This window comes from Duganella sp. Root198D2, assembly GCF_001428585.1.
Lineage (GTDB): Bacteria > Pseudomonadota > Gammaproteobacteria > Burkholderiales > Burkholderiaceae_D > Rugamonas.
Genome location: NZ_LMIC01000023.1, coordinates 257,508 through 270,677 on the forward strand (window position 1 = coordinate 257,508; position 13,170 = coordinate 270,677).

General features: G+C 64.3%; 12 protein-coding genes. 6 read left to right on the forward strand and 6 right to left on the reverse strand.

Features of this window, described 5'->3' with window-relative positions:
- Nucleotide 1 precedes the first annotated feature (1 nt).
- Nucleotides 2–2,239, reverse strand: coding sequence for a TonB-dependent receptor (locus tag ASE26_RS18805; protein ID WP_082507031.1), 2,238 nt, complete (start codon nt 2,237–2,239; stop codon nt 2–4).
- A gap of 210 nt (nt 2,240–2,449) precedes the next feature.
- Between ASE26_RS18805 and ASE26_RS18810 the strand changes: the two genes are divergently transcribed.
- Complete coding sequence (locus ASE26_RS18810) at nt 2,450–2,857, forward strand: hypothetical protein (protein ID WP_055923671.1); 408 nt, start codon at nt 2,450–2,452, stop codon at nt 2,855–2,857.
- Here the strand turns inward: ASE26_RS18810 and ASE26_RS18815 are convergent.
- On the reverse strand, nt 2,844–3,641 hold the full coding sequence (locus tag ASE26_RS18815) for an isocitrate lyase/phosphoenolpyruvate mutase family protein (RefSeq protein ID WP_055923667.1): 798 nt from the start codon (nt 3,639–3,641) through the stop codon (nt 2,844–2,846). The two genes, ASE26_RS18810 and ASE26_RS18815, sit on opposite strands and share 14 nt — an antisense overlap.
- 100 nt (nt 3,642–3,741) lie before the next feature.
- Here ASE26_RS18815 and msbA point away from each other — a divergent pair, with 100 nt between their 5' ends.
- Nucleotides 3,742–5,559: a lipid A export permease/ATP-binding protein MsbA gene (gene msbA, locus ASE26_RS18820; RefSeq protein ID WP_055923664.1), complete on the forward strand. Its 1,818-nt coding sequence runs from the start codon at nt 3,742–3,744 to the stop codon at nt 5,557–5,559.
- On the opposite strand, the gene ASE26_RS18825 is transcribed toward msbA, so the two are convergent.
- Nucleotides 5,560–6,396 carry a c-type cytochrome gene (locus ASE26_RS18825; RefSeq protein ID WP_229207008.1) on the reverse strand — a complete coding sequence of 279 codons (837 nt, stop codon included), beginning with the start codon at nt 6,394–6,396 and terminating at the stop codon, nt 5,560–5,562.
- Between the two features lie 84 nt (nt 6,397–6,480).
- Here ASE26_RS18825 and ASE26_RS18830 point away from each other — a divergent pair, with 84 nt between their 5' ends.
- Genes ASE26_RS18830 through ASE26_RS18840 form a run of 3 tightly spaced genes read left to right on the forward strand, consistent with a single transcriptional unit; the run spans nt 6,481 to nt 10,273 of the window.
- Nucleotides 6,481–6,873: a cytochrome c family protein gene (locus ASE26_RS18830; RefSeq protein WP_082507030.1), complete on the forward strand. Its 393-nt coding sequence runs from the start codon at nt 6,481–6,483 to the stop codon at nt 6,871–6,873.
- Complete coding sequence (locus tag ASE26_RS18835) at nt 6,870–7,802, forward strand: c-type cytochrome (RefSeq protein ID WP_057246728.1); 933 nt, start codon at nt 6,870–6,872, stop codon at nt 7,800–7,802. Before ASE26_RS18830 ends, ASE26_RS18835 begins: the two co-directional genes overlap by 4 nt.
- Nucleotides 7,799–10,273 carry a cbb3-type cytochrome c oxidase subunit I gene (locus ASE26_RS18840; RefSeq protein WP_057246729.1) on the forward strand — a complete coding sequence of 825 codons (2,475 nt, stop codon included), beginning with the start codon at nt 7,799–7,801 and terminating at the stop codon, nt 10,271–10,273. Before ASE26_RS18835 ends, ASE26_RS18840 begins: the two co-directional genes overlap by 4 nt.
- Here the strand turns inward: ASE26_RS18840 and ASE26_RS18845 are convergent.
- Entirely contained in the window at nt 10,270–11,019 is a 750-nt protein-coding gene (locus ASE26_RS18845) for a YdiY family protein (RefSeq protein ID WP_055923649.1), read from the reverse strand. The two genes, ASE26_RS18840 and ASE26_RS18845, sit on opposite strands and share 4 nt — an antisense overlap.
- 12 nt (nt 11,020–11,031) lie before the next feature.
- The gene (locus ASE26_RS18850) at nt 11,032–11,493 is read right to left on the reverse strand and encodes an Lrp/AsnC family transcriptional regulator (protein WP_055923646.1); all 462 of its coding nucleotides are present in this window, start codon (nt 11,491–11,493) and stop codon (nt 11,032–11,034) included.
- 95 nt (nt 11,494–11,588) lie between these two features.
- On the opposite strand from ASE26_RS18850, the gene ASE26_RS18855 reads away from it, so the two are divergent.
- Nucleotides 11,589–11,852 (forward strand): hypothetical protein, encoded by a 264-nt coding sequence (locus ASE26_RS18855; RefSeq protein ID WP_055923642.1) that lies wholly within the window; start codon nt 11,589–11,591, stop codon nt 11,850–11,852.
- Here ASE26_RS18855 and ASE26_RS18860 read toward each other — a convergent pair.
- Complete coding sequence (locus ASE26_RS18860) at nt 11,837–13,168, reverse strand: NCS2 family permease (protein WP_055923639.1); 1,332 nt, start codon at nt 13,166–13,168, stop codon at nt 11,837–11,839. The two genes, ASE26_RS18855 and ASE26_RS18860, sit on opposite strands and share 16 nt — an antisense overlap.
- Between the last annotated feature and the right edge of the window lie 2 nt (nt 13,169–13,170).

Here is a 13,170-nt window from a genome sequence, read left to right on the forward strand (position 1 = left end):
GTCAAAAATGGTAGTCGAATCGAATATCAAACGTCCTTGGTTCGCTTGGGGCAGCCATGCCGAAGCTGTCGATGGTGACAGGCTGCACCTTGTTTCCAAGGTTTTTCACATGCGCCAAGAGGCTCCAGCTGGCGCCATCGGGACGGTACGCCAGCGACAGGTCGCCGGAGGTGCGCGACGGAACGCGGTACTGCAGCAGCTGGCTGGAGACGCTGATGTTGTAAGCCGCGCTGCGCCGTGCATTGATGCTGGAGGTAAGCGCTGCGCCAGGCACGCGGAAAGTATGGTCCCAGCCAAGAGAGAGGACCGAATGGGGCGCCCGGTCCAGCGCTTGGCCGGCCCATGACACCACGCCATCCGGCTTGTAGCTCACGTAATGGGCATCGAGCAGCGTCAGGGCATAGCTGAAACTGTCGGCGGAAGTCGCACGTAGCTGGCCGTCCAGTTCGAGCCCCCTGACGCTGGCGGCGCCGGCGTTCCGGGTCACGAAGCGCGGCGCGCCGGCAACGATGGCCACGCCGGACAATTGCAGGTTGGTGTAGTCGTAATGGAAGACCGCCAGGTTCAGGCTGGCGCGCCTGTTCCAGAAACGGCTTTTAAGGCCGGCTTCCCAGGATTTCAGCGTTTCCGGCTGGTAGAACAGGGTTTCCGCCGGCACTGCGATCACCGCGGGGCAGGGAATGCCCAGCGCGCTTGATCCTGCCAGGCAGCCGTCATTGAAGCCGCCGGACTTGTAGCCGGTGGCGACGCTGGCGTAGGCCATCGTCGCTGGGGCCAGGTCGAGCTCGGCGCCAAGCTTCCAGGTGGCCTTATGCGTGGCCAGTTTGGCGTCGTTCAGCATTTTGAAGTCGGTGGCGGCGTTGAATTCGCGCGCCTGCTGGAAATTGGTCGAACCAACGCGCGATTTCTCGTCATCCGTGTAGCGCAGGCCGGCAGTGGCGCGCAGCGCCGGCGTCACGCTGTAAGTGAGCTGTCCGAAAGCGGCCTTGCTGCGCGAAACGGTCGGACCATGCGGGAAGACGTAATACGGCGGCAGCTTCACCAGCTGCAGGTCGCGGAAGACATAGAGCTGGTGCGACTCTTCGCGAAAGTAGTAAACGCCGCCCTGGGCTTTCAGCGGCCCGCTGCCGTTGGACGACAGGCGCAATTCGTGGGAATCCTGGCGCTGGTCGCCCCAGAAATTTTCGTGCACGCCGATCGCGAGGGTCGGCAGCACGCGGTAATAGAAATTGGCCAGGAAGTCGTGGTCATTCTTGCGGTGCGAACCAAGGTAATCCAGCGTAGCCGGGCCCAGTTTCCATGACAGTTCGGCGCCAAGACTGTCGGTCGATTTGTGGCTGTAGCCTTGTTCGAGCCGCGTATTGAAGGGCGTAAAGGCGTTGGTAAGCTGCGCATCGCTGCCGGCGTCGAACCATTGCGGCTGTCCCGCGCCGACGCCTTTGTAGAAATTGCTGTCCGGGACGACGTTGTCGATATTGCCGTTTTGCGTGGCATGCTCATAGCGCAGCAGCAGCGAGGCCGAAGGACCCAGCGCCAGTTTGGCCGACAGGCGCGCCGCACGGTCGTCGCGGTCCTGTCCCAGTTCGTAACCGGTGCCCTGGCCGTTGCGCAGGTAGCTGGCATGCTTGTTGACCGCGACTGCGGCGCGCAGCGCCAGCTTGTCGTTGAGCGGGACATTCAACATGCCGGATGCCGTACGCGCGTTGAAATTGCCCAGCGCGAGGCTGGCCGCGCCTTCCCAATGCTGGACCGGTGCATTGCTGATCACGTTCACCAGGCCGGCCGTCGTATTGCGGCCGTACAGGGTACCTTGCGGGCCGCGTAATACTTCGATGCGGTCGACGTCGAGGAAGCCCAGGGTCTGGGCTTGCGGGCGGGCGATATAAATACCGTCCTGCATGAAGGCGGCCGAAGGGTCGCCTTTTTCGGTCACGTCGGAATTCGATACGCCGCGAATCGTGATGCGCAGGCCGTCCGGGGCGCCGTCCAGGTGCACATTGGGCAGGCGCTTGCCGATGCCGGCGGCATTGTCGATGCCGAGCTTGTCGAGTTGCCCTGCGGTCAGCACCGACATCGCGACCGGCGTGCGCGATTCGGGCGCAACGACACGCTGGGCCGTCACGAGGACTTCCGGCAGCGGCTCTTCGGTTTGGCTTTGCGCCAGTACCGGCGCGCAAAGTATGCTGGAGACGGCGGCCGCCAGCATGGTCGGGCGCAGATTCGCCCCGCAATTCGACATGATTACCCCTAGTGCCTTGCTGGATATGATTATTTTTGCAACGTTGATTAAAACTGTTGCTAGCAAAGTTCAAGAGTCTATCAGTTTGGCAACTCCGGAAATAGGGTTATGTAGGCTTTCCCCGACATGGATACGACACGATGGCTGATAGCGTGCCGGCCGCGACGGGCGAATACTGGCGGCAGGCCTGAAAAAGGAAAGGAGTGCATCATGCTTGTACGAAACATAACTTTCGCCTTCACCCTGGCTTGCAGCGCCCTTGGCGCAGCAGTGGCGGCCGATGAGCCGCAATTCGTTACCGGCGGCGTTGGCCTTGAAGAGCGCGGCCAGATGCTGGCCAGTAAGCCCGATTACAACGTGCGCATGACCTTCGCGACGCGCGGCACCGGCGAGTACCGTTCCGACGTGCAGGTTGAAATCTCCGACACGAAGGGGCACACCAACGTCAACGCCCATGACGCCGGGCCGCTGATGTTTGTCAACCTGGAACCCGGCCGCTACCGGGTGACGGCAACGGCTGCCGATGGACAGGTCCAGCGCCGCGAGGTGCAAGTGCAGCCGGGACGGACCAAGGACCTGTACTTCTACTGGAGCGAACCAGCCACTATCGTGCAGTAGACATCAAGGCGTTGAGCGGGCCGTAATCAAAGGCCTGCTCATCGTCGATGGCGCCGGTCTGGTGAAAGCGTTCCATGTACACCCGCAAGCGGCCCATCATTACCTCAGCCGGGGCCGAACCGGCGCTGAGCCGGCGTACGCCCAGTTCTGCCAGGCGCGCCGGCGCGGGCAGGTTCGGCCGGGCCAGCACATTGAGCGGCATCGTTGTGCCTTTGGCAAGGGCGGCCATTTCGCCTTCGTCGCTCACGCCCGGCGCGAACAGGCCGCTGGCGCCTGCCTCCTGGTACAGGGCCGCCCGGCGCAGCGTTTCCGCCACGCGCGCGCCCGGCTCGGCCAAGCCGCGCAGGTAGACGTCGCAACGGGCATTGATATACAGGTCGATGCCGGCCGCCTTGGCCGCCGCGCGTGCCGCGTTGATCTTGCGCGCCAGCAGCTCTGGCGTTGCGCTGCCATCTTCAATATTGATGCCGACCACGCCGGCCTGTGCCAGCTGGCCGACAAACTGGCCGACCACTTCCGGATCGGAAGAATAGCCGTCTTCGATATCGACCGTCAGCGGCAGGGCGCTGGCGCGGACGATGTCGCGTACGGTTTCCAGCAGCAGGGCGGTCGGCAGCTGGGAGCCGTCGGCGTAGCCGTGGCCCCAGGCGACGGCGGCGCTGCTGGTGGCAAGCGCCTTGGCGCCGGCCAGGGCAGCGATGCGGGCGGTACCACCGTCCCAGCAATTGGCGAGCAGCAGGAGGCCATCCTGGTGCAGCGCGTGGAATTGGGTGTCGTTGCGCATGTGGTTTTTTCCTTAACATTGGGGAGCAGGCCATTCTGCCACGGTTCCCGCATTCCTGCTTTGGTACAATTCGGGCTTGCCAATCTCTCCCCACACCATAGTGCAAAGCCGCCAACTCTACGTCCGCCTGCTCAAGGAATTCCTCCCCTATAAGTGGGCCGCCCTGATGACCCTGGTCGGCGTGGGCGTGGCTTCGCTGACCGATGTGCTGCTGATCCGCCAGCTGCAGAACGTGGTCGACGCGGTGCAGCCGGGCGCGGCTGGCGCCGCGCCGCAGAGCGGCGCGCTGGCGACCATCCATGGCTGGCTTGAGCGCATCCTGCCGAGCGACCCCGGCGCTGCTGCCATGTGGGCGATCCCGGCCCTGATCATGGCTCTTGCGCTGCTGCGCATGGTCAGCACGTTCATTGGCGACTACGGCTCGGCGTGGCTGACGCAACGCGTGCAGGCCAATGTGCGCGAGAAGATGTTCGCGCGCGTGTTGCGCCTGCCGAACCGCTATTTCGACCAGTCTTCGACCGGCACCACCTTGTCGCGCATTGCGTTTGATGCGACCCAGGTGACCCAGGCCGGCTTGAGCGTGTTCACCATCGCCGTGCGCGATACGGTGGCGGTGGTCGGCTTCCTCGGCAACCTGTTCGATATCGACTGGAAACTGGCCCTGTTCTGCCTCGTGCTGCTGCCGCTGGTGGCGCTGGTGGTGACGATTGCGGCGCGCCGCATGCGCCGCCTCAGCTCCAGCGCCCAGCAGGCAATGGGCGAACTGACCCGCGTGCTGGACGAAAGCATCGGCGGCCAGCGGGTGGTGAAGATTTACGGCGGCCAGCCTTACGAGGAAAAGCGTTTTGAAGAAGTCGTGAAGCTGAACCGCCAACTGGCGGTGAAGCACGCCTCGACCGCCGCGATGAACTCGGGCCTGATCATGCTGATGGTCGGCGCCACGCTGTCGGCCGTGATCTATTACGCCTTGCTGCGCGCGCAGGCCGGCGCACTGACCCCGGGTGCTTTCGTTGCCTTCATCACCTGCCTGATGTCCTTGCAGGGCCCGATCAAGAACCTGACCAAGCTCAACGAACCGCTGCAGCGCGGCCTGGCTGCGGCGGAGTCAGTATTCGGCTTGATCGATGCGCCGATGGAGGCGGATACCGGTACGCGCAGCGCCGAAAACGTCAAAGGCCGCATCGAGCTGGTCGACGTCGGCTTCCGCTACAACGTGGACGACCCGGAAGCTGCACCGGCGCTGCGTTCCGTGTCGCTCGACATTGCAGCCGGCGAAACGGTGGCGCTGGTTGGCGGCTCGGGCAGCGGCAAGACGACGCTGGCCGGCCTGCTGCCGCGCTTCTACGACGTTGGCAGCGGCCGCATCCTGCTGGATGGCGTGGACCTGCGCGAATACAGCCTGCCCGAGCTGCGCAGCAAGATCGCGCTGGTGAGCCAGGATGTGGTGCTGTTCAACGATACGCTGGCGGCCAATATCGCTTACGGCGATCCTGCGCCGGACATGGCGCGGGTTGAGGCGGCGTCGCGTGCGGCAAATGCGCACGACTTCATCATGCGCCAGCCGCAGGGCTACCAGACCGAGGTCGGCGAGAATGCTACGCGCCTGTCAGGCGGCCAGCGCCAGCGCCTGGCCATCGCGCGCGCCTTGTACAAGGACGCGCCGATCCTGATCCTGGACGAGGCGACCAGTGCGCTGGATACCGAGACCGAACGGCAGGTGCAGGCTGCGTTGGAAAAGCTGATGGAAGGCCGGACTACGGTCGTCATCGCGCACCGCCTGTCCACCATTGAGAACGCCGACCGCATCGTGGTGATGGCGGCCGGCTCGATTACTGAGCAGGGCAGCCACCAAGCGCTGCTGGCGAAAGGCGGCATCTATGCGCGCCTGTACCAGACGCAGAAGCAGCTGGACCAATAATCACCTGGCGGGCTGCAGCAGGTAGGCCGCCATGTCGCGCGCATCGCGCTCCGGCACCCCAAGCTGCGGCATGGCGGTGCCGGGTTTGACCTCCTGCGGCGTGCGGATCCATTGCACCAGGTTTTCTTGCGTTGCGGGCAGCTTGCCGGCAATGAAGCTCCTGTGCGCCAGTCCGCCCAGGTCGGGTCCGACGTAAGTGAGCGGGCCGGTCACTCCGGGGATGTGATGGCAGGACTGGCAGGCAAACTGGGTCAGCGCCAGCCTGCCGCGCTCGCGATCCGGCGCGCCGGCCGGCGCCTGCAACGTTCCTGGCCGCGGCAGCGGTGCCGGCTTTGCGATGGCGGCATATTCTGCGGGGGTGATGGCCGGCAGCGCACCAAGGAAGGCGACCACGTCCCACACTTCCTGCTCGCCGAGGTGGAAGCGCCAGGCAGGCATCCCGCTCATCTTGATCCCATTCGAGGTAATCCAGTACATCTCACGCGCCTTCCAGCGGCGCGCCGCATCGGCCAAAGGCCCCGGCACCGGCTGCATGCTCAATCCGATCACGCCCATCGGCATACCAGGCCCGCCATGGCATTGCTCGCAGTGCTGGCGAAAGACGGCGCCACCACGTGCTACGGCTCCCGCAGCCGCCGGCGGCGCAACGATATCGCGCGCATGGAAGCGCACCGACTGCTGCATGCCGCGCTCAATCAGGGTGTGCACGAACTGGAAATGCGGCCTTATCGCCGAAGCGTCATACCAGCCGGCTTGCAGCACCAGCGCAGCCGCCAGCGCCCCGGCCAGCAGGGCCAGGCACAAGCTCGCAGCGGCGGTAGCAATAAGGCGACGCACAATCGGGAAAGGGGCGATGATGTCTTGAATGAATTATAGGGGCCGGCAGCGGGAAGGCAGGGACGATTCGTGCAAGCAATCACTATGCGTTTATGGAAAAAGGGGCTGACGGCGCGCACCGCCATGGCCGCGCTTTTGCTGCCGTTCGCATTGTGTGCCTGCCAGCCGCGCAAGCCGTACCCGCCAGCCGGTGACGGCGGCGACCCGCGGCGTGGCAAGGCCCTGCTTGCGCAGTTCCAGTGCGGCAGCTGCCACTTTATTCCGGATGTGGAGGCGGCACGCGGCAAAGCCGCACCATCGCTCGCCGAATTCGGCTTGCGCAGCTATATCGCCGGGCGCTGGCCGAACCAGCAGGCCAACCTGGTGCGCTGGATTTCTGCGCCGCAAAGCATGGATCCCGCGACCCTGATGCCGGACATGGGCGTGTCTGCCGACGACGCCCGCCATATCGCGGCTTATCTCTATTCGCTCAAATGACGCCGGCCCTGCAATCGGTCCTGTCGCCCGCAGGGCCGGATGCGGCGCTGCTTAGCCGCTTTGGCTGGATGCTGTTTGGCGCCGGAACCCTCATCTTCCTGCTGGTTGCGCTGCTGGTCCTGGCAAGCGTTGTTCGCAAGCGCGGCAGGTCGTGGTCGCGCAGGCTGGTGGTGGGCGGCGGTTTGTTGGTGCCCGTGCCCTTGCTGGCGGCGCTCATGGGATGGTCGGGCTGGCAGGCCTCGCTTATCTCCTGGCCGTTCTCGGGGACCCGCATCCAGGTGACCGTAACGGCGCACATGTGGTGGTGGGAGGTGCGCTACCGCGACACGGTATCTGGCCGGGAGGCGGTACTTGCGAATGAGCTGCGGCTGCCGGTAGGCGAGCGGGTGTATCTTGCGCTTGCTTCGGCGGACGTGCTGCATGCGTTCTGGGTGCCGGCGCTGGCGGGAAAGGTCGATATGGTGCCGGGGCGCATCCATGGGCTGACGCTGCGCGCCGATGCGCCCGGCCGTTATCGCGGCCAATGCGCCGAATATTGCGGCATCCAGCATGCCGCCATGGCGCTGGATGCGGTGGCGCTCGCACCCGGGGATTTCGATGGCTGGCTGGCGCGCCAGGCTGCCCCTGCCGTAAGCGGCGCGGCGGCGGGAGCTGTTGCGCGCCGCGGCCGCGAAGTCTTTCTCGCGGCGCGCTGCAATGCCTGCCATACGGTGCGCGGCGTAAGCGAGGGTGGCACACTGGGGCCGGACCTGACGCACCTGGCGAGCCGCAGCCACATTGCGGCCGGTGCGCTGCCCTTGAGCCGCGCCGCATTGACCGGCTGGATCGCTGACCCGCAGGCTGCCAAACCCGGTGCCCGCATGCCGCACAGCCGTCTGCCGCCGGACCAACTGCAAGCCTTGGCCAGCTGGCTGGAGACCTTGCAATGAGCGAAGCGCGCGCTACTCCGAACAGCCTCCCGCGCCCGCCCGGCGAGTACGAGGCGCTTGAGCGCGCATGGCGCAAACCGGCCGGCTGGCGCGCGCTGACCGCCGTCAACAATACCCGGATCGGCCGCCTGTACCTCGCAACCGCGTTTGGCTTTTTCCTGTTTGCTGGCGCCCTGGCGCTGGCCATGCGCCTGCAACTGGCCGTCCCCGGCAACGACTTCCTGGCGCCCGGCACCTACAACCAGTTCTTCACCATGCACGGCACGGTGATGATGTTCCTGTTCGCCATCCCGATGGTGGAGGCCATTGCGGTGTTCCTGCTGCCTGGCATGCTGGGCGCACGGGACTTGCCATTCCCGCGCCTGTCGGCCTATGCCTATTGGGCCTATGCCTTTGGCGGCGCCGGCTTCATCGCGACCCTGGCTTTCGGACTGGCGCCGGATGGCGGCTGGTTCATGTATCCGCCGCTCACCGGCAAGGAATATTCACCCGGCTTGAATGCAGACTTCTGGCTGCTCGGCATCGGCTTCATCGAGATCTCCGCGATTGCGGGGGCAATTGAGCTGATCATCGGCATCCTGTTCACCCGTACGCCGGGTATGACACCGGCGCGGATACCGGTCTTCGCCTGGTCGATGCTGGTGGTGGCCGCGATGGTGGTTTTCGCTTTCCCGCCACTGATTGCCGGTACTGCGCTGCTGGAACTGGAAAGGGCTTACGACTGGCCATTCTTCATCCCTGCGCGCGGCGGCGATCCCGTGCTGTGGCAGCACCTGTTCTGGTTCTTCGGGCATCCGGAGGTGTACATCATCTTCCTTCCGGCGGCCGGCATGGTGTCGTCGATGCTGCCTGCGCTGGTGCAGACACCCCTGGTCGCGCGCCGTGCCGTGATTGTCTCGCTGGCGGCGGTTGGCACGCTGAGCTTCGCCCTCTGGATGCACCACATGTTTACGGCCGGCCTTGGGCAGCTGGAAACTTCCCTGGTGTCGGCTGCCAGCATGGCCATTGCGGTTCCGACCGCGGTACAGGTGTTCGCCTGGATTGCGACGCTATGGCGGGGCAGGGTGCAGCTGAACGCGCCGACGCTGTTCATTCTCGGTTTCCTGCTGGTGTTCGTACTCGGTGGCCTGACAGGCGTGATGGTGGCAGCAGTGCCGTTCGACTGGCAGGCGCATGACAGCTACTTCATCGTTGCCCACCTTCACTACGTGTTGGTGGGCGGGCTGGTGTTCCCCATGTTTGCGGCCGCCTATTTCTGGATGCCCTTGTTCAAGGGGCACCGCATGTCGGAGCCATGGGCGCGCTGGGTCTTTGGCCTGGTATTTGGCGGCACTAACGTGGCGTTCTTCCCGATGCACATATCGGGGCTGCTCGGCATGCCGCGCCGGGTCTACAGCTATGGCACGGAAATGGGCTGGACGGGCCTGAACATGGCCAGCACAGTGGGCGCTTTGCTGCTGGCTGGCGGGGCCGCTCTGTTCCTGATCGACCTGGTGCGAACCCTGCGCCGCCCGCAACGGGCGCACGGCAATCCATGGCGAGCGAGTTCGCTGGAGTGGCTGCCGCAGGATGAATATGCGACACGCAGCCAGCCGGAAGTGCGTTCGGCGGAACCGCTGTGGCGGCAGCCGCTCCTGGAGCAAGAGGTGGAGACAGGCATGCATTGGCTGCCAGGCAGCGTGACCGGCAGGCGCGAGACGCTGGTGACCGGCTGGCGCGATGCGCGCCCCAGGCATTTGCTGGTGCTGCCGGGCGATAGCTGGCTGCCTTTCCTTTGCGCCTTCGGCACGGCGGCATTCTTCCTGTTGTTGACGCTGCAGCTAGCCATCGCCGCCTGGCTGTTCGGGGCCCTTGCCATCGCGACGCTCGTGGCCTGGCTGTGGGCGGCGGACCGGCCGCCCGCTGCTGCCCAGGCGTTGGTCGCAGAAGGTGTGGCGGTGCCGATCGGGGCACAAGGGCGTGCATCGCATTCCTGGTGGGCGACCTGGGTGCTGGTTGTAGTGGATGTGGCGATTTTCGCTTCGCTGGCCTTCACGCTGGTGCACTTGTCGATGAAACTGGAGGTGTGTCCGCCGCCGGGCGCGCACTTGCCGGACAGGCCGTGGCCATGGCTGCAGGCGTCCTTGCTCACGGCCAGTTCGGTCCTGGCCTGGTGGAGCGGGCGCCGGCCGCTGCAATGGTGGCCGATATTGGCGGCGGCGACGTGCCTGCTGGGTGCTTTTGCGGCAGACCTGGGAGCGCACCGGCATGCTGGCCTTGCCCCGTCGGGCGATGCCTGGAGTGCCTCCGTGGCAGCTTTATTGTGTTACGAAGGCCTGCATGCGTCCGTGCTGGCGCCGGCAGCGATCTACCTTGCGGCACGGGGGAAACTGCGGGCGGCCAGCCGTGCCACGCTGGATAACACGATCCTGCTGTGGCACTGCGCCGTTGCGCAGGCGCTGGCAGGGCTGGCTTTGCTGTACTGGCTTTAGAAAGAGTAGACCAGCGTTACCGATGTCTGGGTGTCGGTGTTTTGCTTGTCGATCGGTACGGTGGAGTCGTTGATGGCGCTGAAAGCGGCCTTCATGTGCATCGAACCGTTGATGCGCGCGCTAAGCGAAGTTTCGGAAGTCGAGTGCGTGTTCCAGGAGGCGCGTTCCACCGTCAGCATCTGCGCAAACGTCGCGCTGTCGCTGAGCTTCCAGCGGAAAGCTGCGCGGCCACGCAGCACCAGGCCGCGATCTTCCTCGCCGTTTGCGCGTGTCGCTTTGAAGAAACCCGGGCCGGCTTCCATGTCCAGGGTCTTGTTGTCGCTCTGGTAGACGCGGAAGCCATGACCGACACCGACGCTGGCGCTGCGGGTGTATGCGCCGAAGCGGTCTTCGGAGAAGGCGCCCAGGACAAACAGGGTGGAATTTTCTTCGAGCAGTTTGTAGCCGGCCTTGGCGCCAAACTGGTAGCGTTCAGCCGAACGCTGCCTGGTCTCTTCGCCGTTGACGCGCGCGCGGTCTTCCTTGAAGTAGCCGTTGCCGGTGTACTCGTTGCTCCAGCGGAGGGTATCGTGCAGGACTTCGAACCTGCCGGTGACGGATGTACCGGCAGTATTGCCACTGGTGGTAATCGCGCCGATTTCGGCGGACAGCATCAGGTTACCAGTGTGATCGACTTCGTTGTCTTCTGCCAGTGCGTTGCCAGCGGCCAGGCCGGAGGCGAAAATCAGGGGGATCAGGTATTTCATAACTGAATTCTATCAGGGCTCTACAGAATGTGCCCGCTTCAGGCAGCGCAACACGAAGGTCGAGCGGCTGTGGCGAATGCCGGGCAGTTTATACAATTTTCGGCGCAGGAACTCTTCGTAACCCGCCGTGCCGGCCACGGCAACCTTGATCAGGTAGTCGTATTCGCCGGTCAGCAGGTAGGCCTCCATCACTTCCGGAAGCTCGGCCAGCGCGAGGCCGAATTTGTGCAGCATGTCGTCGTCGTGGCGGTCCAGTGTGACCTCGATGATGACGGTGTCCGGCAGGCCGAGGGCCTGCTGGTTGAGCAGCGCAGTATACCCCTCGATCACGCCGCGCTCCTCCATCGCCTTGACGCGGTTCCAGCACGGGGTGGTGGACAGGCCCACGGTTTCCGCCAGCTTGGTATTGCTTAGACGGCCATCCCGGCGAAGTTCGCGCAGGATTTTGCGGTCCATTTCATCAAGGTGTTCCATGAATTCGGATAAATGAAGAAGATTCTTCTATTTTACATGGAAATCGAGGCAAAGTTTGGATGCCTATTCTGGCCTGCCAGCCGGATAATCTTCATATGAATACCGAAAAGAAAACCTTCCGCCTGCGCCTCGACCGCTGCTCCGCCATGGATGCTGCAGAGGCGGTGCTGGCGACGCTGCGCCGCGGCGGCGTCCAGCTCCATGCGATGCGCATGGCACCGGGTGTGCACGGCATGAACCTGGACCTGGATGTGGCAGCCGAGGGCGAAGATGCCCTCGTGCTGGCCCGGATGCGCCTGTGTAACCTGATCGGCGTGCTGAAAATTCGCGTGCAGCCGCGCGCCTACGCGCCGATATAAGCGTATTTGAAACTGAAGACGATGGCGATGACCCACACGATCGGCTTGACTTCCCGGAAACGGCCGGTCAGCAGTTTGAGTGCGGCGTAGGTGATGAAGCCGAAGGCGATGCCGTGTGCAATCGAATAAGTGAAGGGAATCAGCAGGGCGGTAATCGCGGCTGGAATGCATTCGGTGGTTTCATTCCAGTCGAAGTCGCCGAGGTCGCGCAGCATCAGGCAGGCGACGAACAGCAGCGCCGGCGCCGTGGCATAGGCAGGCACCACGCCCGCCAGCGGGGCAATAAAGAGGGCCGCCAGGAACAGCAATGCCACCACCAGCGCGGTGAGGCCGGTGCGGCCGCCAGCTTGCACGCCCGAGGCGCTTTCCAGGTATGCGGTGGTGCTGGAAGTGCCGAGGATGGAGCCGGCCACAATGGCGGTGCTGTCCGCCAGCAGGGCTTTATTCAAGCGTTCCATCTTGCCGCTGACCAGCAAGCCGGCGCGGCTGGCGACGCCCATCAGGGTACCGGTGGCGTCGAACAGTTCGACCAGGAAGAACACCAGCACCACATTCAGTACGCCGACGCCGAGCGCGCCCGGCACGTCCAGTTTCAGCAAGGTGGCGTCCAGCGATGGCGGCGCGGAGAACACGCCATGGAACTGATTCCCGGCGAAGAAGAAGCTCAGCACAGTGACGGCCATGATGCCTATCAGGATCGCGCCTTTGACTTTCAGGCGGTCCAGCGTAACGATGAGCAGGAAACCGACTACGGCCAGCAGTGCAGGAGGCTTATGCAGGTCGCCCACGGTGACCATGGTGTTTGGATTGGCCATGACAATGCCGGCGCTCTTCAAGGCGATCAGGCCGAGGAACAGGCCAAGGCCGACGGTGATGGCGATGCGCAGCGAACGGGGGATGCCGTTGACGATGGCTTCGCGCAGGCCAAGCAGGCTGACAAGCAGGAACAGGCAGCCGGAAATGAAGACGGCGCCCAATGCAACCGGCCATTTGATGCCCATGCCGAGTACCACGGCGTAGGCGAAGTAGGCATTCAGGCCCATGCCTGGCGCCATGCCGATCGGGTAGTTGGCGTACAGGGCCATGATGGCCGTACCGAGTGCGGCGGCCAGGCAGGTGGCGACAAACACTGCTTCTTTCGGCAAGCCGGCGTCGCCCAGGATGGCCGGATTGACGAAGATAATATAGGCCATGGTGAGGAAGGTGGTGATCCCCGCCACCACTTCCGTGCGCACGTCGCTGCCGGCTTCCTTGAGTTTGAATAGTTTTTCTACAATCGACACGACTGCTCCCCGGTTTGAACTACCGGGGAGCATAC

Bases quoted from the DNA above. Each gene is read 5' to 3' on its own strand.
- ASE26_RS18850 (WP_055923646.1), bottom strand. From the start codon at position 11,493: ATGGAACACCTTGATGAAATGGACCGCAAAATCCTGCGCGAACTTCGC.
- ASE26_RS18830 (WP_082507030.1), top strand. From the start codon at position 6,481: ATGCGTTTATGGAAAAAGGGGCTGACGGCGCGCACCGCCATGGCCGCG.
- ASE26_RS18860 (WP_055923639.1), bottom strand. From the start codon at position 13,168: ATGCTCCCCGGTAGTTCAAACCGGGGAGCAGTCGTGTCGATTGTAGAA.
- ASE26_RS18815 (WP_055923667.1), bottom strand. From the start codon at position 3,641: ATGCGCAACGACACCCAATTCCACGCGCTGCACCAGGATGGCCTCCTG.
- ASE26_RS18840 (WP_057246729.1), top strand. From the start codon at position 7,799: ATGAGCGAAGCGCGCGCTACTCCGAACAGCCTCCCGCGCCCGCCCGGC.
- ASE26_RS18810 (WP_055923671.1), top strand. From the start codon at position 2,450: ATGCTTGTACGAAACATAACTTTCGCCTTCACCCTGGCTTGCAGCGCC.
- ASE26_RS18855 (WP_055923642.1), top strand. From the start codon at position 11,589: ATGAATACCGAAAAGAAAACCTTCCGCCTGCGCCTCGACCGCTGCTCC.
- ASE26_RS18845 (WP_055923649.1), bottom strand. From the start codon at position 11,019: ATGAAATACCTGATCCCCCTGATTTTCGCCTCCGGCCTGGCCGCTGGC.
- ASE26_RS18835 (WP_057246728.1), top strand. From the start codon at position 6,870: ATGACGCCGGCCCTGCAATCGGTCCTGTCGCCCGCAGGGCCGGATGCG.
- ASE26_RS18805 (WP_082507031.1), bottom strand. From the start codon at position 2,239: ATGTCGAATTGCGGGGCGAATCTGCGCCCGACCATGCTGGCGGCCGCC.